At 54.5% G+C, this 20,766-nt stretch carries 17 protein-coding genes and 2 pseudogenes; 14 read left to right on the top strand and 5 right to left on the bottom strand.

All coding sequences use genetic code 11. The features are described from left to right. Positions 1-485: 485 nt before the first annotated feature. The 6 genes and pseudogenes from WCO56_13285 to WCO56_13260 all read left to right on the top strand — a co-directional run bounded on the left by WCO56_13285 (position 486) and on the right by WCO56_13260 (position 6,025). Positions 486-1,706 carry an enolase C-terminal domain-like protein gene (locus WCO56_13285; protein MEI7730542.1) on the top strand — a complete coding sequence of 407 codons (1,221 nt, stop codon included), beginning with the start codon at positions 486-488 and terminating at the stop codon, positions 1,704-1,706. 5 nt (positions 1,707-1,711) lie between these two features. Beyond that, positions 1,712-2,248, top strand: a pseudogene (locus WCO56_13280) (flavin reductase family protein). A gap of 229 nt (positions 2,249-2,477) precedes the next feature. After that, the gene (locus tag WCO56_13275) at positions 2,478-3,848 is read left to right on the top strand and encodes a DUF4832 domain-containing protein (GenBank protein ID MEI7730541.1); all 1,371 of its coding nucleotides are present in this window, start codon (positions 2,478-2,480) and stop codon (positions 3,846-3,848) included. Positions 3,849-4,049: 201 nt separating this feature from the next. Then, positions 4,050-4,208: a DUF3309 domain-containing protein gene (locus tag WCO56_13270; protein ID MEI7730540.1), complete on the top strand. Its 159-nt coding sequence runs from the start codon at positions 4,050-4,052 to the stop codon at positions 4,206-4,208. A gap of 163 nt (positions 4,209-4,371) precedes the next feature. Next, positions 4,372-5,556 carry an NAD(P)-binding protein gene (locus tag WCO56_13265; GenBank protein ID MEI7730539.1) on the top strand — a complete coding sequence of 395 codons (1,185 nt, stop codon included), beginning with the start codon at positions 4,372-4,374 and terminating at the stop codon, positions 5,554-5,556. Positions 5,557-5,620: 64 nt separating this feature from the next. Further along, positions 5,621-6,025: an FAD-dependent oxidoreductase gene (locus WCO56_13260; GenBank protein MEI7730538.1), complete on the top strand. Its 405-nt coding sequence runs from the start codon at positions 5,621-5,623 to the stop codon at positions 6,023-6,025. 152 nt (positions 6,026-6,177) lie between these two features. Here WCO56_13260 and WCO56_13255 read toward each other — a convergent pair. Both WCO56_13255 and WCO56_13250 read right to left on the bottom strand, forming a co-directional pair. Continuing rightward, positions 6,178-6,766 (bottom strand): annotated as a pseudogene (locus WCO56_13255) (chemotaxis protein CheB). A gap of 120 nt (positions 6,767-6,886) precedes the next feature. Then, entirely contained in the window at positions 6,887-7,645 is a 759-nt protein-coding gene (locus WCO56_13250; protein ID MEI7730537.1) for a PRC-barrel domain-containing protein, read from the bottom strand. A 244-nt stretch (positions 7,646-7,889) separates the two neighbouring features. Here WCO56_13250 and WCO56_13245 point away from each other — a divergent pair, with 244 nt between their 5' ends. Next, on the top strand, positions 7,890-8,489 hold the full coding sequence (locus tag WCO56_13245; protein ID MEI7730536.1) for a DNA-3-methyladenine glycosylase: 600 nt from the start codon (positions 7,890-7,892) through the stop codon (positions 8,487-8,489). Then, the gene (locus WCO56_13240) at positions 8,432-9,073 is read left to right on the top strand and encodes a hypothetical protein (GenBank protein MEI7730535.1); all 642 of its coding nucleotides are present in this window, start codon (positions 8,432-8,434) and stop codon (positions 9,071-9,073) included. The genes WCO56_13245 and WCO56_13240 overlap by 58 nt, the downstream gene beginning before the upstream one ends. A 224-nt stretch (positions 9,074-9,297) precedes the next feature. On the opposite strand, the gene WCO56_13235 is transcribed toward WCO56_13240, so the two are convergent. Then, positions 9,298-10,695 carry a Gfo/Idh/MocA family oxidoreductase gene (locus WCO56_13235; protein MEI7730534.1) on the bottom strand — a complete coding sequence of 466 codons (1,398 nt, stop codon included), beginning with the start codon at positions 10,693-10,695 and terminating at the stop codon, positions 9,298-9,300. Positions 10,696-10,878: 183 nt separating this feature from the next. Here WCO56_13235 and WCO56_13230 point away from each other — a divergent pair, with 183 nt between their 5' ends. After that, positions 10,879-11,178: a hypothetical protein gene (locus tag WCO56_13230; GenBank protein ID MEI7730533.1), complete on the top strand. Its 300-nt coding sequence runs from the start codon at positions 10,879-10,881 to the stop codon at positions 11,176-11,178. A 202-nt stretch (positions 11,179-11,380) separates the two neighbouring features. Here the strand turns inward: WCO56_13230 and WCO56_13225 are convergent, their stop codons facing one another. Beyond that, positions 11,381-12,190 (bottom strand): NIPSNAP family protein, encoded by an 810-nt coding sequence (locus WCO56_13225; GenBank protein ID MEI7730532.1) that lies wholly within the window; start codon positions 12,188-12,190, stop codon positions 11,381-11,383. A gap of 155 nt (positions 12,191-12,345) precedes the next feature. Between WCO56_13225 and WCO56_13220 the strand changes: the two genes are divergently transcribed. The 5 genes from WCO56_13220 (at position 12,346) to WCO56_13200 (ending at position 19,522) form a co-directional block, all read left to right on the top strand. Next, positions 12,346-13,173 (top strand): DUF1080 domain-containing protein, encoded by an 828-nt coding sequence (locus tag WCO56_13220; GenBank protein MEI7730531.1) that lies wholly within the window; start codon positions 12,346-12,348, stop codon positions 13,171-13,173. Positions 13,174-13,191: 18 nt separating this feature from the next. Then, positions 13,192-14,787: a sulfatase-like hydrolase/transferase gene (locus tag WCO56_13215; GenBank protein MEI7730530.1), complete on the top strand. Its 1,596-nt coding sequence runs from the start codon at positions 13,192-13,194 to the stop codon at positions 14,785-14,787. Beyond that, complete coding sequence (locus tag WCO56_13210; protein MEI7730529.1) at positions 14,784-15,707, top strand: alpha/beta hydrolase; 924 nt, start codon at positions 14,784-14,786, stop codon at positions 15,705-15,707. Before WCO56_13215 ends, WCO56_13210 begins: the two co-directional genes overlap by 4 nt. Before the next feature lie 154 nt (positions 15,708-15,861). Further along, entirely contained in the window at positions 15,862-17,613 is a 1,752-nt protein-coding gene (locus WCO56_13205) for a sulfatase-like hydrolase/transferase (protein MEI7730528.1), read from the top strand. A 31-nt stretch (positions 17,614-17,644) separates the two neighbouring features. Next, a complete protein-coding gene (locus tag WCO56_13200; protein MEI7730527.1) occupies positions 17,645-19,522 on the top strand; it encodes a sulfatase-like hydrolase/transferase in 1,878 nt (625 codons plus the stop codon). A 46-nt stretch (positions 19,523-19,568) separates the two neighbouring features. On the opposite strand, the gene WCO56_13195 is transcribed toward WCO56_13200, so the two are convergent. After that, on the bottom strand, positions 19,569-20,702 hold the full coding sequence (locus WCO56_13195; GenBank protein MEI7730526.1) for a type III PLP-dependent enzyme: 1,134 nt from the start codon (positions 20,700-20,702) through the stop codon (positions 19,569-19,571). Positions 20,703-20,766: the final 64 nt, after the last annotated feature.

Here is a 20,766-nt window from a genome sequence, read left to right as displayed (position 1 = left end):
AAATACCTGTTTCTACAGGCGGTTTAATTTTGGGTTATTCTCCGGTCACACACCCTCATGATTTCGTAATCGCCATTTCGCATTGACCGGAAGCGCCTTTTTAGGGATTATCGGCAGCATGACAAAAAATTGGAAACCGAAAACAACGAACAAAAAGTTCGTTCAATAAGATTGTTCGGCAACAAGAGAAAGGAGTTACAAACCATGCCAAGAATCATCCGAACCCATCACATCCTCATCGGAATGGCGATTGCGTTGTGCGTCTCTGGCGTGTGCGCGACCAGCCCCGGGCCCGATCGCTTCGACGACGACAAATCCCCTGAATGCCTATTCCTCGCCGGGGCGTGGGAGGGTTATTTCGCCGGTCTCACAGCTATTCCTCCACTCCCTTCCACCAAACCCAAATCAACGTGTCAAAAAGCAAAGTTCTATCCGTAATACGTTCTGGAACCCAAGAAGAACACCTTTGCCAAGATTATTGATTTATGGAACCACACCTAAAACCGTTGGCAGCCGGGTTTAACCGCCGGAGGTTCATCGAGACCACCGCGCTCCTGGCCGGTGGACTGATCGCGCAAACCAAAACCCTGGCCAAAGATCCATCTGTCACGATCAAGGATGTACGGATCGTCAAAGGCGTCGCGATTGAGGCGGATAATGGTGTTATTGGGACGGCGACTGGGAGTGGGAATCAAAACCTTCCCGCCCTCGCAAAGCATCTCCCAAAAATTCGCGAACTGCTGATTGGCCAGAATCCCCTCGATTTCACGTTAGGGGGTGCCACCCTTTGGGAAGGTATTTTCCCCGGGAAGGCCAAAGAATTCGGCGAGATGCGTGATCCGCTTACGGGAGAGTTGCGCTTAAACAAAGTGCGGGGTAGTCGGCACACGGAGACGGGCCGCTTATTCATCGGGTTCAGCACCGCCGATACCGCGCTGTGGGATTTGCGCGCCAGGCTGCTGCAGAAGCCCGCGTACCAAATTATCGGTCCGGCCCAACGAGCGCAGGTGGCAGTTTACTGGCGACCGGGCGAAGTGGGGATTGAGCCCATGGAGGCGAAGCGGAAAGCACGCGACGCCTATGATCGCGGGTATCGCAGCCAAAAATGGTATTTCGCCAAGGGTGCGCAGGATGGCGAGGCGGGCTTCAAAGCAAACGTCGAGCTTGTCCGCGCGCTGCGGGAAGAATTGCCCGACGCGACACTGATGTTCGACAATCACAGCATTCGTTACAGCGACGACGTGGATTATTCGCTGCGCCTCTGCAAGGCGGTGGCCCCTTTCAAGCCGTTCTGGATCGAAGAGCCCATCTGCCCCGAGCACGTGGATGGCTACGCGCGGATCAAAGGCGAAACGGGCCTGCCCATCGCCGGCGGCGAACATTGGTACACCCGGTGGGCCGTCAAAGCGTTTCTCGACCGCAAATGCGTGGACTTTGTGCAGTCCGACCCGACTTGGTGCGGCGGTATCTCCGAATGGTTGGAAGTCTGCAAGCTGGTCCGCCAATATCCCGGCGTCATGGTCGTGCCCCACATAACCAGTCCATGGACCGTAGCGCCCCATTGCGTCGCGTCCCAACCAGAGACGCTGTGTCCCATATTGGAGTATAATTCCGAACAAGGGCTGAAGACTCTGGATAAACATATGCGTCCACAATCCGATGGCCGGATGAACATGGTCATGCCACAGGAACCAGGTTTTTCCTAACCACCATGGCTAAAAAATCCTATCCGCTATCCAAGGTCTATGGGTTGCTGGAACCGGGGCCAGTTGTTTTGGTCACGACTGCCCGTAATGGACGTGCAAACATTATGACTATGTCGTGGCACACCATGATGGAGTTTGAGCCGCCGTTGGTCGGTTGCATCATCAGCAATCGGAACTATTCCTTTGGTCTGCTGAAAGCGACCAAGGAATGTGTCATTAACATCCCCACGGTAGAGCTTGCTGAAAAGGTGGTGGGTTGCGGCAATACATCAGGAGCGACTATCGACAAGTTTAAGCAGTTTTGCCTGACATCAAAGCCTGCGTCGCGAGTTGGGGCGCCTTTGATCGAAGAGTGCTATGCAAAGCTCGAATGCCGCGTTGTGGATACCAGAATGGTGGCCAAGTATTGCATGTTTGTCGTGGAAGTCATCAAAGCATAGATCAACCCCGCCGTGAAAAAACCAAGGACGATTCATCATCTTGGGAATGGCAACTTCATGGTGGCTGGAAAAATGATCAGGCTTAAGTCGAAGATGAAGTAGCGCCCGGTCTGGAATCAAAACAGATTGCACTAACAGCCCTATCTTCGGTAGTGTTCGGGAAGCACATGTCGGATATGTTATTTAAATTCGGCCAAAAGGTAGGTTCAGGACGATACCCCCTGATCAAGCAACTTGGACAGGGTGGTACCCATTCGGCTTATCTCCGGCTTACCGCAACGCGACAAGTGATAGCATCCAATGTGCCAAAAAGCAATTTCCTATCAGTGTCATGAAAACTCTCATTCATTCTCTGATCTTGGGATGGTATGCCCTGAACGCTCTGGGCGCGGTCCTAAAGTCCGATGCCACCACCAACCCTGACACCGTCGTCATCCGCCCGGCCACAGACGACACCATGCTGCTTAATCCTGGCAAAGGCTGGGTGCAGTACTACGGCTCCGATAAATACACCAAGGACCACATCGGCATTGGCTACACGCGGTGGGCTTGGTCGGTCCTGGAGCCCCAGGAAGGTCAGTACAACTGGAAAGAGATTGACGGCTTCATTAACCAATTCAAACGCCATGGCAAGAAGACCGCCTTCGGCGTGATGAGCGTCAGCACGGGGTTGGGGCAGTACGTCACGCCGAAATGGGTCTTCGACGCGGGAGCGGTCCCGCTGGCGGTTCCCGACGACTCCTCGCCCACCGGCCAGCAAATCATCCCCAAGACCTGGGATGATCCGGTCTTTCTCCAGAAGCTCAAGGCGTTCGTCCAAGCGCTGGGCAAGCGCTATGACGGCAACCCGGACATTGCCTTCCTCGATATCCGCTCCTACGGCAACTGGGGTGAAGGGCACATCGGCATGCTCAAGGCCCCCGGCATCATGCTCACGCCGCCGGACAACCTGAAGACCAACTACCTCCTGCCGTACATCGAGGCGTTTCCCTATTCTCAGCTCATGATCGTCTGGGGGAGCAGCATGTATGACAAAGTCTATGATTGGGCGGTCAGCAAGGGTGCCGGCATGCGCCGGGATGGCATCTTAAGTGTGTGGTCCAAGGACGGCTCCGAATGTTTCCGGGCCTACGGCCACGCCCCCGCCGTTTTCGAGTATTGCGATGGCTATGCCGAAATGAAGAAGCGCGGCTGGTGGAAACCTGATCTGCTGCTGGACACCTACTTCAAGGCAGGCAAACCAAGTTACATGCAGTGGAACGCGAAGATCTTTGAGGAGAATCCCGAATTCTGCCGAAAACTGGGCAACAAAGTCGGCTATCATTTTATTCTGCAACAGGCGACGCTCCCCGCCCGGATCGAGCCAAGGAAACCGTTTTCCATCCAATGGCAGTGGCTGAACGATGGCGTCGCTCCCCTCTACGAACCCTGCCAAGTGGCCATCGCCCTGCTGAACCAGAAGGATCAGGTTGTCGAAAAATGTTGGCTGACCGACAGTCTTCCCAAAACTTGGAGGCCGGACGTAAGCACCAAGGAAACCGTCACGATCAAAGGCCCGGCCATCCCGTGGGGGACCTACAAACTGGCGGTTGGCCTGTTCTTGGATCGAAAAGATGCAGACCCTGTTTATCAACTTGGAATCCAGGGCCGGACTGCCAATGGTTGGTATGTTCTGCTTGATAAGCTGGAATCCAAGCCATGACGATCCTCTTCTGGGGCCAGTGAAAGCTACCGTTGCGCCTGCTAAGATTGGACACGTGCCCCGGCCTGCCACGCCGCCACCGGCGGCGGATACCCCGCGCGTGGAGAGCGGCGAACTCTACGCGCTAACCTGTTACCCGCACGACGCACGATGGGGTGAAGACCCCATAGCAAAGGTGCCAGCGGGTGTTACCTTACCCGCATGAATATGATATTACTCATAGTGGTTTTGCTCCTCCTGTTCGGTGGTGGCGGGTTTTACATGGGTGGCCCGGTTTATGGCGGTGGCGGGCTCGGCCTGATTCTAGTGATCTGCCTGATCATTTATTTCATGGGCGGATTTCGCGGCTCGAAGCGATAGGTAGTAGGGAAGCAGGCGGACCAAGGCATGATTGGCAACCGCGTGGATGTCATCATCAATGTTGAAGCCGACCTCCATGAGTCCGCACCGGCGGGCTGGCAACGCGGTTGGGAGAACACACTGGTCAAACGCCCAAATACTCACGATACAAGAAAGAAGACCCATGAAATCAATCGCTATTTTCGGGGCAGGTATATCCGGGTTAAGTGCCGCCCATGAATTAATTCGTTTAGGCCATAGCGTTTCCGTGTATGAAAGCACCGATCAGCCAGGTGGCTTCTTCAGAAGTTCCCGCCTCCATAAGAACAACATGCCTACGGAGTATTCGTGGCACGGCATGGGGCCCTGGTATCATAATGCTTTTGATATAATGAAGCACATTCCATTGAATGAAAAAGGAAGCATCTATGATTTGGCGCTCTCGCGCCCCCTTGATTTTGGGATCTTCCCGGACACCGATAAAGCTCATTTTTACGATGGCTTCAAAAGCATCGCCAAGATGTTCGGCATGAATACATGGGAATTCATAAAATGGGGTTACCTAATGCTGAAAACCTGGACTTCTGACAACCGAAGTAAGATTGAATATGATAAGATCAATGCAGCGCAGGCTTGGAAGCCTTTGCTAGAAGGCAAAGCTTATCGAGCGTGGCGTTCTTGTTTTGGTCCCTGGATTGGATCGGATTGGCCCAAAGTTTCCTTACGAACTGCCGGTGATTTCTTCCGAAAACAACTGACGTCAAAACCGCCCCACCAACATAAAGCGGACCAGGATGGCCCCGCGTGGACGCAGGGCGCCGGAATCGGCTGGCTGTTATTCAAAGGCCCGAGTAGTGAATACTGGTTTAACCCTTGGGTTAAATACCTGAGGGAGGAAGGCGTGAAATTTTATTGGGAGAAACCGCTGGCAAGACTAGAGTTCGACGGGGCCCGTATTGTTTCCGCTTTTTGTGCCGGGGAAAGAATCCAAGCCGACGCTTATATTCTAGCGATCAATCCCTTCACCACAGCGGAGATTTTAAGCACGGACCCTGAACTTGAGCGGCAGGAACAGCTAAAGTTGTTTAAGCCCCTGATTCAAGGCGGCCCACACACTCAGGTCTCTTTCCGGCTGGCATTTTCCGATGTGATCAGATTCCCCCGCGTGCGCACAGCCGTCGTGGTAAGTGATTCCGAATTTAACCTGACCCTTTTTGCCGAAGAGCAGGTCTGGGACAAAGGGGTGGATTTGGGAAACAACATTAAGTCTCTTTGGACGGGCACCTCCTGCATCAGTGGCGTCCCGGGAAGAATCTACCAGAAGGCAGTGAATAAATTGCACAAAGGAAGAATTCATCGAGGAGATTAAAGCTCAGATATATAGCTGTGGAGCCCTGAACGAACTAATCAAAGCAGCCAATAATGGCCGAGCATTGAAAGACTTTCCAATTATAGGCATTGAAGTCTGGCATGAGTGGAAGTTCTCCAATGATGGAATCAAGCCCCTGCAACCGAAATGGGTCAATACAACCAATACCGAAGCATATTTACCCTCTCAGGTAACGCCGGTTGGGAATCTGTTTTTGGCTGGTGCCCACACGAAGACGCAAGCTCAAGTATGGAGTATTGAAGGCGCCGTCGAAAGCGGCCGCAGAGCCGCAAAGGCGATTGACAGTCGAGTGGTGGTTTTAGACCAATATAGGCCACGATGGATTAGGATTGCGACCCAATTGGATGATTGGCTATATGGAATCAGAGCCCCCCAGATCGTTGATCTGTTTCTATGGCTCCTGCTCATCTCAAGTGGGGTCCTTTTTTATGTAAGTGTCTCGCATTGAGCGTTGCCACATCGAATTGATTCCTGAACGCGCCTGATGCCCACTTACCGCAACGCGACAAGTGAAAGCATTGGGCCATAAAGCGAATTCCTATCAAATATAATGGGAAATGAAAACAGCTTTCAAAACCAGCTTTTAGTGGAAGTAACCGTTTATGCAACCGCGGCCGCAATTTGCACCAGTTTTTTCGCTATATTCTCAGGCGAAAGAATAAAATCAATGCACCCACTTGCGATGGCACTCTTCGGCATATCTGGCTGCCCGGCGGTGTCGAGCTGCTGGGCAATGGTAATGCCCCCCACGTCTTTGATGCCGCAGAGCGCGGCGGCCCCATCTCCATCATAACCAGAGACAATAACCGCAATCAGTTTACCATCCCAGTGTTGCGTTAGGGAGCGCAGGAAAACCGTAATCACGTCCGGCCATCCCCTGGGCTTTGAAATCGGCATTAGCCGGAACTCCCCATCAAGCACGTGCAAATCACGCTGCGCCGGGATAATAAATACATGGTTGGGCTCAATGAGCAATCTTTCCGTGATCAGTTCAACCGGCATCGCTGAGTAGCGCGGTAGAATCTCGTGGAGTTGGGTGTCCACGGTTCGCAGGTGATTCACGATGACGATCGCAACCCCCCATATCGGCCGGCAGATGTCGCAATAACCGGATATAGGCGTCGAGGCCACCCACCGAACCGCCCACGCAAACAACCGGAAAGTCTCTGACACTACTTTTGATTTTCATAGGTAATCACTCTGGTATGAACTTGCGCCTGGGCGTCAATCCATACTAGCCAGGCTTCAAGGATGCGCTCGTTTCATCGCATTCACTTGAAGCCCAGGATCGTGATTCCTTGCATCGGGATTACACGGCCGCCAGTTCATCAATCCAGTATCCTTTGCGGTTGTAATGCCCATGCAGTCCAATTTCATAATCCCGCGTGAGCAGCGACTCGTCGGTGTATTCCGGGGACGCCTTGATGATCTCTCTCGAAAGATTAATGAAGACTTTCTTTTCGCTCCAACTCACGCGCTCGATCCATTGCGGTGAAACCAGGACACTTTTCCCTGGCCACCAGTTTTTTGTTCCGACAATCAGATAGCGAATCGCCCAGGTGTCGTCATCAATGACGAAATCCACAATATGGCCAAGCTCGCCATCCAGAGCTTGGAGATGGTAGCCTGTCACCTCGTGAGTGCTGCGCAGATGGCGATCCCAGGACTTCGCCCCTTTGGTATATTTCCCCAACTTGGTGCGGTCGCGTTGAATGTAAGGATAGTCTCCCCACACGGATGAACCGCTCCAGTACGATGGCCAGCCATAATAACCGTAGTAGTCCTCCTCGAATTGCTGGGATACGGGCTTGTGACTGGATAAAGCAGGACTGTTCTCGATCTGCTTTTTGGTCAAGTCAACGGTTAGATGTTTTTCGCTCTTAATCACGTTGTTCAGCGCATACGGGGAAATTAACACTTTCCTCCCCGTGAGCCAGTTTCCTGTGTCAGCGACCAGATAGCGAATGGTCCAATGCAGGTCGTCGAAGTAGAATTCTTTGACCTTCCCAATTTCCCCGTCCAAGCTGTCCAATTTATAACCCTTTAGTGTTTTGACTTTGCTTAACATAATTTTCGTACGTTCTTTGAGTTTTGTTTTTATTCAATGTTGGTGTCTGGTTGAAGGCGCGCTGGAGACATTGCTTCACCGCGATCAACCCAAATGCCAACCCTCCTAACTTGCGCCCACCAGGCGGCCTTCGCCATGGGGTCTAACCCTACCACCACCAGTTCACACCTTCCCAATCATATACTCAGTATTTCACACGCTTCCAGATTGCTTTGAGCGCCATTTTGTTGTTATTCATCCTTCCTTGAATACGAACATTGTCGAACATTTAGCCAAAGACCTGGTAATGGCTGGGTTGATCAAACGAATTGGCCCCATTTCCCTGGAACCCCGCCGCCTGTCCCCTTTTCAATCGCTCGTTCAATCCATCATCTACCAGCAATTAAATGGGAAAGTAGCCGATACTATTTTAGGTCGGTTTGAAGCGCTGTTCGGCAATCAACCTCCCACTCCTGAACAAGTCTTAACTATTGGACCAGAACAACTTCGTGCGGCTGGCCTGTCGAAACCCAAAGCCAACTATATCCGTGGTCTCAGTGAAAAAGCGGTGGCGAAGGAATTGCTGACTTTGGAAGAATGCGACCGATTAGAGGATGCTGAGATTGTTGAACGATTAACCGAAGTCAAAGGCGTGGGCAGATGGACGGCGGAGATGTTTTTGATGTTTAACCTGGGTCGGCTAGATGTGTTACCGGTTCATGATCTTGGAGTGCGACGCGGCGTTCAGATCGCTTATGGGAAAAAGGACTTGCCTGAGCCTGAAAAGCTGGAAACCTTTGGGGAACGATGGAAACCGTATCGAACTATAGCTGCGATGTATTTATGGCGCGCCGTGGATGGGTGAAACGTATGGACAGCGACTTGATATTTTACCAGTTCAGCCGGTCAAAAGTAGAGCGAGGGGATTTTTCGGATTTTCTCGCCCAGTTTGCGTTAGAGAAGCTGCCAACTCGAAAGCTGAGGGAAATGATGAATTGTATGATCTTCTGTATTGAAGGCTATGACGATGATCCGAGAGAAATTCATACGATTCCCGAAGTGCGACGGTTTTACTCTGCCTTTCATCAAGCCTGGCCGTATTGGTTGTATTTCTGCAATCTCGACCAGGATACACTGAGAGCGATGGTATGCTGCTGTTTAAAGGACATCCGGGCATTGAAAGTAGATGGTCAACCGCTTGCTAGGGTGGAATGGAATTGCCTAGCAGTATTGCAATTCCTGAAGCACGATTTTCCCCACATGAACTTGCTTTGTGATCGGGCAGAGATGTTTGAAGACCGGATTTACTATCGGACCAAAGCGGTGTTCGAGTACTTTAATTTGCCGTTTGATGCTGCTTACTCCTGCCAACCAAGGGCGGCACCGTGTATCGGGTGCGCAAGGCAGGCGAACCGGAGGAAGAACAAAAATATATTTACCGCTGCTTAGGAATGTCATGGGCCACCTTGCCAAAAATCAAAACGATCGGGACCGCTAAAACCGCCACGACTTTGTAGTGCTTAAAAAGTCCAAGCGTTGATGGTCAAGAAGTTAGGGTGGCAGTTGCGAAACTTAGGTACGCTGGATCGCACTCGCAACCGCCACCCATGCAGCAACAAAAACGCCCCGGATTTGAGTCCGAGGCGTCGTAAGCTTTAATTTAAGCGGATCAATTACACCAAGTCCCAGCCCTTGCGGTAATTGCGCTTGACCAAGTGAGAGACATCGGCGTTTTTCGCCTTGGCGTTCGGGCCATCCCATTCGATGGGTTTCTTGGTCCCATGCCGCAGCGCGATGCAGCCCAACAGAATGATTTCGGTGAGGTACGCCGCAATCTCGTAATTGGAATAGGCCGGGGCTCCGCCATGGATCATATCAATCCATTCCTGCACGTGGCCCGGACTGCGCGGAATCGTCTGCGGCACACTCTGGGCGGCGGCATGCTTGTCGCCACCGGTGTATTCAGCTTCGTCTTTGAGCTTAAGATAGAACTTCGAGCCATAGTCGTCCGGTGAGAAAATTTTGCCCTTATCACCGATCAATAAACAACCGCTGCCCGGGAGTTTGCCCGCCTGCATGTCCAGGATTTCCTTCACCTTTTCCTGATCCGGACGGAAGGTGGTCTGGCTCTTGGGATCTCCATCATACCACCAGAATTTAACCGGCACCTGACCTTCGCGTTCCGGAAATTCAAAGCGTATGCGGGAACTCTTGGGATAGGTTTCCGGTTTGGCCCCGAAGACATCCTCGCATTCAATCTTCGTCGGATACCCCAACTTTAAGGCACGGAACGGCATGTTGACGGTATGGCAAGCCATGTCGCCCAACGCACCAGTGCCGAAATCGAACCATCCACGCCAGGCGAACGGATGATACACCTTGTTTTTGAACGGACGCATCTGGGCCGGCCCAATCCACACATCCCAATCCAATTCCGCCGGAATCGGGTCTTCGCCTTCCGGACGATCCACACCCTGCGGCCAGATCGGACGGTTGGACCATACGTGCAATTCACGAACCGGCCCGATGACCCCCGCCTGGATGACTTCCACCGCGCGGCGAAGCCCGGGACCGGCACTGCCCTGGTTACCCATCTGGGTGGCCAGTTTCTTTTCCCGCGCCAGTTTGCGCAGCACGCGGGCTTCATATACGGTTTGTACCAAGGGCTTCTGGCAGAAAACGTGTTTACCCATCTGCATGGCCAGCGCACTGGCAATGGCGTGATGATGGTCGGGAGTGGAAACGGTCACGGCATCCAAATCCTTGCCGATCGCTTCAAACATCTTCCGGTAATCTTGAAAGACTTTGACGTTCGGATACTTCTGTTGGCGACCATCCAGGATGCGTTTGTCGGGATCACACAGCGCAATGATATTTTCCTTGGCCACCCCATCCGTATCGCTCTGCCCTTTGCCGCCCGCACCGATGCAGGCGATGTTGAGCTTTTTACGTTCCGCTTGGGCGCGCAACAGGTAGGGCGCGGCAACAATGGCCGCGCCGGCCAGCGTGCCGGTTTTGATAAACCCGCGACGGGTTTGTGACGTTTTGTTTTGACTGGTAAAATTTTGCATGAGTTCTTTCTACGTATTTCGCCCGCGCCACGCAAGCAAAATATTCACCCCGCAGGATTCAGGTTTGGAAACAAGCAAATCCGGGCTTTGTCCGCCTACCCTGTTAAAACCATTCGGCACCCGAATTCGATAATCTGTTTTTTTATCGTGACATTGTGGCCGACATGAAATAACCCAATTGGCGTGTCACTAACGCGCCACTGTCACCAATGCGGCTGGGAATACGCCCTCAAGGGTAATCCCGGACGAACCGAATCTTGCCATCAATGCGGAGCAGATTTAAGATGCTGCCTGAATTGTCTTCATTACGATCTCCGGGTGGCCGAGCAGTGCCGGGAAAAACGAGCCGACTTGGTGCAGGAGAAACACGCGGCGAATTATTGCGAATACTTCGACATGATCCGCCGGGAATGGAAGGGTAAATCCGGCAACGCCCGCGAAGACGCCGCCCGGGACAAACTCAAGAAGTTGTTTGGTGATTAACCGGGACCAGACAATCCGGACCGCAAGCGCGTTAGGCCGCTTTTTTCTGCATATACTGGCTCCAGCGCCGCCGCAGGTAGATGATGCCAGCCAGCAACACCAGGAGGAGCCACCATGGCCAGGTAGGCCAGTCATCTACCGCTTGTGACATGGCAAACAACTTCCGTTTGATTGGCGGAAAGGCCGTTGCCGCGTTGTCCGCTCAAAGTTGCGAGTATTCCGTCGGTTTTAACACCAAATTGATAATGTTGCGCAAGATGCGGTTATCCGCGTATTCCTGCATTCCTTTGAGGCGCTGCCACTCAGGATGACCGCCAAACTTTTTCCAGGCGGCCTTCATGGCATCCGTATTGTCGAAGCTCAACATGTAAGTGAGATTGGGCAGCTTGGCGCCAAACAACACCTCGCCAAAGAAGACCGGGTTCAACCCCACTTCACGGAAGATTTTGATCTCACCCGCGTCATTAAACATCTCGATCTTTTTCTGGCCGGTTTTCAGGCTGGGACTTTCATAAATGCGCAACTGGAATACGCGGTCCGGCACGGTGGAGGGACGTTCGATTTTTGGCATCCCTTTGAAGGCCAGCATCAGCCAGCTTTCCAGTTCCTTGTATTGGGCCTCGGCTTTGATCGCACTAATATACGCGTCCGACTTGCCAGTGAATCCGGCATCCGCCAACAGCTTCCGGTTCAGGGTAAGCGCCGAGTCCGCGTTAGGATGCGGCAAGATGACAAAGATATTGTTCAGGTAAGCCGGATCTTTGGGCGGATTGGCCGGATCGGGCGTCAGCACGCCAACGGGCTTGATCCCCAAGCGATTCAACGCCGGAATAGCCGCCTCCTTCATGTACGCGTGAAAGGCCTGTTTCTGCTCTTCTTTCTCGAAAGTGAATTTTTGCAGTTCGAGATATTGCCGTTCGCCATCGGCACCTTGGGCGAAGACGGACATGCCGCCGAATGAAGCCAACCCCAGCGCTGCGCTGGAGAGACCAAGAAAGTTGCGTCGTTTCATATTAATCCTGTTTATCGGGTTTAATTTTGAATGACCATGGCGAAATCCGCCGCCCAATGCAAACTTAATATCACCGCGCAACGCGATTTATCGTGGAAAAATACGCGGCAAAAAATGCGTGAAATTTTACGCCGGGAGGCTACCATGACGATTATATGACAAGCAAATGTGTGTTTTTCACCACCCTGCTCGTACTGGGTACGAGCCTGGCCGGCTGGTCTGCGGAAACACCGGTAACGGCAAAAAACAACCCGACCTCACAAAAAAAAGAGGAGCCGCTCACACCCGGCGGTCAGTATCGGCGACACGACATGAACCGGCCCAAGCCGCCGGTCCGCGATCCGGGTGCGCCATCCGACAACGAATTTGCCAAACCGCCTGCCGATGCGGTGGTACTGTTCAACGGCAGTGATTTATCGCAATGGGTGCGCAAGCCTGACGCCAAGGACGTGGATAAGTCCATTGAGCCGAAATGGAAAGTGGAGAACGGTTATGTGGGGGTCGTCCCGAAAAGCGGCAGCCTTTACACCAAGGACAAGTTCAGCGACTGCCAGATTCATATTGAGTGGGCCACGCCAGCGGAGATCAATCCCGCTATGAAAGGTCAGGGCCGCGGCAATAGTGGTGTGTTTTTGCCTGGGCACAACGAGATTCAGGTGCTCGATTCATATCAGAACGACACCTATGCGGATGGTCAAGCCGCCGCGATCTACGGCATGTATCCGCCGTTGTTTAACGTCTGCCGAAAACCAGGCGAATGGCAGAGCTACGACATCACCCTCGAACAACCCCGCTACGATGCGCAACACAAGTTGATTCGTCCCTGCCGCCTTACCCTGCTCCAAAATGGCATCCTGGTGCAGGACCACGTTGACCTGGGTGGCGGGGCCACCGAAGGCACCCTCGGCTTGCAAGACCATCATAATCCGCTGCACTTCCGCAATATCTGGCTGCGTAAATTACCGGTGGGTGAAACGAAATAGCCAGCAAGCGAACGTAACATGACCAAACTCGCACTACTGTCATTGATAGGGTTGGCTTGCTGGTGCAGCGCCGTGTCTGCTGCGGAGGTAAAATCAGCCAAACCCAATATCTTGCTCATCCTCGCCGATGACATGGGCTACGGAGACTCCGGCTGCTATGGCGGCAAGCTTGCGCCGACCCCGGCAATTGATTCGCTGGCCCGCGAGGGCGTGCGTTGCACCGATGGCTATGTCACCGCGCCGGTCTGCGCCCCGAGCCGTTGCGGCATCATGACTGGTGCATACAACCAGCGTTTCGGCATTCAGTGGAACGAAGACCGCGCAAAGTACAACGTCGGTCCACACAAGCTCCTGCCCCAGGCCCTAAAGTCGGCTGGCTATGTCACCGGCCACATTGGCAAGTGGAACGTCGGGGCCGATATTACGGGCTGCTTTGACGAAACCTATGACGTGATTGACTGGGAAGCCGATTATTTCCCGGACCAGACCGGCCACTACGTTGGCTTGGATAGTCCGTCCGAGCACGCCTCCAGCAAAGTGCAGGGCGTCTGGGGGCCGAAGCGCGCCAGCGATGAATACCTGACCGACCGCATTGGCCGACACGCCGTTGAGTTCATCGAAAAACACCAGGCGCAACCGTTTTTCCTCTATCTTGCCTTCAACGCTGTTCACAGCCCATGGAGTGCAAAGACCGCCGCCCGCGAACGCTTCGCGCATCTCAAAGACCCGCCGCTCAATTTTTATGCCGCGATGATCGCTTCGCTCGACGAGAATATTGCCTGCGTATTGGCCAAACTGAAAGCCGCCGGTCTGGAGCAGAACACGCTCGTCGTGTTCACGAGTGACAATGGCCCGGCGATGGGCAGCCCAAATATCAAAGTCTGGCCCGAGAACTGGCCCAAAAAGATCCTCGTGGGTTCCGCCGGTCCGCTCCGTGGCTACAAAGCGCAATTCTTCGAGGGCGGCATTCGTGAGCCGTTTATCGTACGCTGGCCGGCAACCCTCAAAGCCGGTGACACATATCGTCAACCGGTCAGTACGATGGACCTTTATGCCACGTTCTGTGCCGCTGCCGGAGCACCCGTGCCGGCTGGCACGAAGCTCGACGGCGTGAACCTGCTGCCGTATCTGTCAGGCGAAAAAGCCGGCGTTCCGCATGAAATCCTGTTCTGGAAAAATGGCGACCAAGGCGCGGTGCGCCAGGGCGATTGGAAACTGGTCATCAGCGCATTGCAACCAAAACTGCAACTGTTCAATTTAGCCGCTGATATCGGGGAACAAAACGACCTCAGTGGCGAGCAACCGAAATGGGTCGAGAAACTCCACCGCGCATGGCTCGACTGGAGTACCCCGCTGCCACCCCGCGCCAATCCGCAATCCGCCCAAGCTGGCAAAGGAAAAGCCGCCACTGCTGGCGCAAAATTACCCCAAGACCGCGCTGCCCTCTTCGATCAAAAAGACCAGAACCATGACGGGAAGTTGAGCTTGGATGAATTCCTGGCCAATCAAACTGATCCCGAGACCGCGAAGAAACGTTTCGCGCAATGGGATACCGACCAGGACGGTTTTCTGTCACGCGCGGAATTCATCAACATGGGAGGAAAATCAAAATGAGTCTGCCACCCAAAATCATCCTCCTTGCGACACTGCTGCAGACCACGCTAGCCGCGCTGCACGCTGCGGACAACGCGGTCCCGAGCGCAGAAACGGTTATTTACAAGAAAGTCGGTGATCGCGAACTAAAGCTACTCATCGAGAAACCTTCCTCGTGGAAAGCCACGGATCAACGTCCCGCCATGGTGTTTTTCTTCGGTGGTGGCTGGGTCGGTGGCACCCCGGAACAGTTCCGAAACCAGAGCGAATATCTGGCCACGCGTGGTATCGTGGGCATCCGCGTAGAGTATCGGACGATTCCAAAAGGTGACAAAGGCCCGCCGACCGTCTGCTGCGCCGATGCGAAGTCGGCCATGCGTTGGGTGCGCGCACACGCTGGCGAACTCGGCATCAATCCCAATCGCATCGGGACGGGCGGCGGTTCCGCCGGCGGCCATCTCGCGGCGTTCGTCGGCATGGTTAAAGGCCTGGACGATCCCCAAGATGATTTGAGTATTTCGCCCAAAGCCAACGCCTTGTTACTCTTCAATCCCGTCTTCGACAACGGCCCGGATGGCGGCTGGGGGCAAGCACGGGTTGGCGACCGCGTGAAGGAGTTTTCGCCCGCCCACAATGTCAGCGCCGATGCCCCCCCTGCCATTGTATTCCTTGGCCGCAACGACAAACTGATCCCCGTCGCCGTCGTCGAACGGTTCCAGTCAAACATGAGATCCGCTGGCGTGCGCTGTGATGTTTTCTTTTACGCGCAGCAGGGCCATGGTTTCTTTAACCAAGAGCCGTTCAAGTCGAAGACGCTGATCGAGGCAGACTCCTTTCTGGTATCGCTCGGCTGGCTCAACGGTCCGCCAACCTTAAAGGAGCCCGATCCTGCAAGTATCCCGCCGCCGGCAGCAAAACGCAAGCCGAAGACAGCCAAGTAGGCGACCACCATGATGTCTTCATGATACCAATACTTGCAGGTTGAATGAGAAACCAATGTTCGACACTGAATCCCAAATCCACATTGCATTACCACGTTTAACCCGTGGACAAGCGCTGACTCTGTCGGTAAAATCTTCACCAGCAATAGAACACATGAACACACGACCAAGAAAACTGTTGGGAACTGTAGCCTCGATAATTCTGGTGGCCACTTCCCTATCCGCCGCTTCCAAATACAATGTGCTGTTCATCGCGGTGGATGATTTGCGGCCCGAGCTGGGCTGCTATGGTAACACGGTGGTGAAAACGCCGAACATTGACCGGTTGGCGGCGCGAGGCATGGTGTTCAACAAGGCGTATTGCCAGCAGGCGGTTTGCAGCCCCTCCCGCAGTTCCATCATGACCAGCCGCCGCCCCGACGCGACCCGAGTTTGGGATCTCGAAACTCATTTCCGCGTAGCCTTACCAAACACCATTACGCTGCCTCAACATTTCAAGGGCAACGGCTATTACTGTGCCGCGTTCAGCAAAATATTCCATCATGGCTATGAAGATGGCCGTTCCTGGAGTGAGCCCCATTGGTATCCCAGTGGAACCACCATTGACACCGATCCGGCTGATTGGACCAAGCGGATCACGAAACGATCCGGAACCGGGGTCAAGGAATACACCAAGCTGCCCATGCCCGTGGACAACGACAAACCAAATGCCGGACGCCCCAGCAAAGCCCCCAAAGGCGACGCCTTTGAAGTGAGCCCCAAGAGCGACGATGAACTGCCCGACGGTTTCACCGCCGCCCAAGCCATCCAGCGCCTTCCCGAGTTGAAGGCCAAACACCAGCCGTTCTTCCTCGCCGTCGGTTTTCTCAAACCGCATCTGCCGTTCGTTGCCCCAAAGAAATACTGGGACATTTACGATCCGAACAAAATTCCGGTGCCAGCCATTGATCATCTGCCCGAAGGAGCGCCGACGTTCGCCGGGCATGACAATGGTGAGTTGCACTCCTATGCCAATATTCCCAAGGGTAATCCCATCCCCGGCGATCTGGCCAAAACATTGCGCCATGGTTACTACGCCTGCGTCAGCTACACGGACGCCCAAGTGGGCCGTCTCCTTGATGCGCTGGAACGCGAAGGGCTTGCCGCGAGCACCATCATCGTTCTCTGGGGAGACCATGGTTGGCAACTCGGCGACCACGGGCTCTGGCATAAACACACCAACTTTGAACTCGCCACCCGCGCCCCGTTGCTGATTAGCGTCCCGGGAATCAAGACCGCCGGTCGGAAATGCGAGGCGCCGGTGGAGTTCGTGGATGTCTATCCCACGCTTGCTGACCTCTGCGGCTTGTCCATCCCGCCCGGCCTTGACGGTATAAGCCTCAAGCCGTGGCTCGAAAATCCAGACGTCCCAGCGACGAAGGTAGCCATCAGCCAATATCCGCGCGGCGGGATTGTAGCGGGCGGCCGTCAACTCATGGGCTACAGCATCCGCGATGCGCGCTGGCGCTTAACGCTGTGGCGGGACCGCAATAACCAGGAAATTGTGGCGACCGAACTCTACGATGAGCAGAATGACCCCGCCGAATCGGCGAATCTCGCCAGCAAGCCCGAACATAAATCGGTGGTGGAGGCGCTATCCAAACACCTGCCACCAGCGGTGGATTCGCCAACCACCAAGAAAGGTGGCAAAGGTACCACCAAACCGGCCGTGGACCGTGCCGCCTTGTTTGAAAAGAAAGATACAAATCATGACGGCAAGCTCAGCCGCGAAGAGTTCATGGCCAACCAGCCTGACCCAGAAGCCGCCAAGCCGCGCTTCGACCTTTGGGACACGGATAAAGACGGATTTCTTTCGCGGGAAGAGTTTATTTATCAAGGTAAGACGCCACCCGAAACGAAGCAATAATTACAATTGCAAAACACAAAGATATATTTTCATGAAAACCATGCATCGAATGATTCGCGTTTTGATCGGCTTATGCGCCATGGCGACCCAGTTGGTGTTCGCCGCTGACCGCCCCAACATCCTTTGGCTCGTCAGCGAGGACAATGACACGTTCCTCGGTTGCTATGGCGATCCATTGGCGCGTACGCCAACTTTGGACAAGCTGGCGCGCGAAGGCGTATTGTATGAGCGTTGCTTCGCGATGCCAGTCTGTGCGCCATCGCGGTTCACCCTGATCTCCGGCATGTATCCCACCACCTGCGGCCCGGCGCAACACATGCGCGCACAGGGGAAAATCCCCGCATGGCTCAAGGGCTTCCCAGCATACCTGCGCGCGGCGGGGTATTACACCTCGAATAATTCCAAGACCGACTACAACTCGCCAATCAGCATCAAGGAAGCCTGGGATGTCAGCGGCAAGCAGGGGCACTATCGGAGCCGTGCTGCCGGGCAGCCGTTCTTCAGCGTGTTCAACCACGAGGTCACCCACGAGAGCTGTCTGTTCCCGCAGAACGAGGCCCCCACGTTCGATCCGGCCAAGATGCGCATCCCCCCCTACCAGCCCGACACGCCCGAGATGCGCGCGGACTGGGCCCGCTACTACAGCCGCATGGAGAAAATGGACAACCAAATTGCCGCCAAGCTAAAAGATCTCGATGATTCCGGGTTTGCCGACGATACTATTGTGTTTTACTACTCCGATAACGGTGGCGTCCTCCCGCGCAGCAAACGCTTCCTTCAGGAAAGCGGTACGCATGTCCCGCTGATCATTCGTTTCCCGCCGAAATGGCGCCACCTTGCCCCTGCCCCGCCCGGCTCGCGCATCAAGGACCCGGTCCACTTCATTGACTTCGCTCCGACCGTACTCTCGCTGGCCGGCGTCAAGATTCCCGACTACATGCAGGGCCGCGCCTTTGCTGGTTCCGCCAAGGCCGAGCCGAACGAGTTTGTGTTCTGCACGCGCGACCGCATGGACGAACGCTATGACATGATGCGCTCGGCCATGGATAAACGCTGGCTTTACATTCGCAACTACCGACCTGATCTGGCCTACGTGCAGCCACTCAGTTATATGTTTCAAGCGCACGGTTACCAATCTTGGGCGGGCCTCGCCCGCGAAGGTAAACTCACGCCCGCCACCGCGATGTTCTGGGGCGAGAAACCCACCGAGGAACTCTACGACACCCTCGCCGATCCCGACAGTATTCACAACCTGGCCACCGACTCCGTGCATCGCGAAACTTTGCCCCGGATGCGTGCCGCGCTGGAAAAACGCATGATCGCTAATAACGACAATGGATTATTACCAGAAGGTTCATCGTTGGAAGGCTACGAAGCCTCGCGCGTGCCCGGAGCTTTCCCGATCGAGCGCGTTCTCGCGCTAGCCAACCTCGCCTCCGAGCGCAACGCCGTTAATCTGCCGAAACTGATCGAGGCACTCGGCGATCCATGCGAACCCATCCGCTGGTGGGGCGCGCAAGGCTGCGCTATGCTCCGGGAGAAAGCTGCCCCTGCGGAAACCGCGCTCTGCCAACAACTCACCGACAAATCCGGTGCCGTGCAAGTGGCGGTTGCGGAAGCGTTAGCCAGACTCGGCAAACTGGACACCGCGCTGCCGGTCTTGGAACGCTGGATTCACCAAACGGACACTCTGCCGTTTGCCGTCCAGGCCGCCAACGTGCTTGACCGCTTGGGCGAAGCCGCCCGCCCTTCGCTTCCGGCTTTGAAAGCGGCATTAGCGGCGAGCAAAACACAAAAGGGTGTGGGCAACACTGGCGAACAATATCCGATCCGCATCCTGACTCGCGTCATTGACGTGCTCGAAGGCCGTGAGCAACCGCTGGTTTATCCAACGGTTGCCAAGCCGTGATAAAGTCAAAAGCGCATTTGCAATAATCCATCTGCACGCTGAACGCTCACGCGTTTAGGTGGATGACTTTGGCGGGTGGAAAACCGTTGAAATAGGTGGCCGAGGCATTGCTGTAAGCCCCGATGTTCTCAGCATAGACCAGTTCCTCGATGTCCAGGTCCGGCAGCAGTTCGGATTGTGAAATGGTATCCAAGCCGTCGCACGTCTGGCCAAAGACCGCGCAGACTTCCGCTTTGCCGGGGCGAAACGCCTTGAGATGATATTGGCAGTGGTCGAAGATGATCCCGGAAAAGGTGTGATAGACGCTATCGTCAATGTAGTAGCACGGTTTGCCATCACGCACAGCTTTGCCGATGATTTTGGCGATGGAGGTGGCGGCGGTGGCCACCAGGAAGCGACCGGGTTCCGCGAGGATTTGCGTTTCCTTGCTGAATAGGCGGTCAATCTCCGCGTTGATTTTCAGCGCCAACTCCTTGAATGGGCGGACATGTTTGTCATAAGGCGCAGGGAAACCGCCGCCAATGTCGAGAATTTTGATGTCATGCCCGCGTTCCCGGGCTTCCTTGATGACGGCGGCAGAGACGTTGAGCGCCTGCACGAAGTTCTCAAAATTGGTGCATTGGCTGCCCACGTGAAAGCTTAATCCTTCCACCACCAGCCCGAGTTTGAACGCGGCCAGGATCAAATCCACCGCCTCACCGGGATCGCAGCCAAATTTGGAGGAAAGCTCGCACTGGGAACCGGTGTTGGCCACGCGCAGCCGGAGCACCACGCCGGCGTGCGGCGCGTATTGCCTAATTTTCTTGAGTTCGTTGAGGTTGTCGTAGGTGACCAGCGGCTTGTACTGGTCCAGGGCGGTCAGGGTTTCCTTGGGTTTGGTGGGATTGGCGTAAATGATCTTGTCCCAAATGAAATCCTGCTGCGCTTTGGGCGCGAGTTGCTTGATGTTGTCATAGACCAGCATGAATTCGGGCAGCGAGGCGACATCGAAGCTGGCGCCAGCCTGGTAGAGCGTGTGAACAATTTCGGGCGCGGGATTGGCTTTGACGGCATAATACACCTGGATACGCGGCAAGTGCTTTCGGAATTCAGCATAGTTGCGGCGGATGATGTCATGATCAATCAGCACCAGGGGGGTTCCCTGCTGCCGGGCGAGTGTTTGCAATTGTTTTTTCGTCATAGTCGGCGTCAATCCGCTTAAGGATTAGAATGCCCTGGGAGTTACGTCCAGTCGAAACCACGTT

It is taken from the genome of Verrucomicrobiota bacterium (assembly GCA_037139415.1).
Lineage (GTDB): Bacteria > Verrucomicrobiota > Verrucomicrobiia > Limisphaerales > Fontisphaeraceae > JBAXGN01.
Note: the sequence above shows the minus strand (reverse complement) of the source record. Positions and strands in the feature narration are given on the sequence as shown.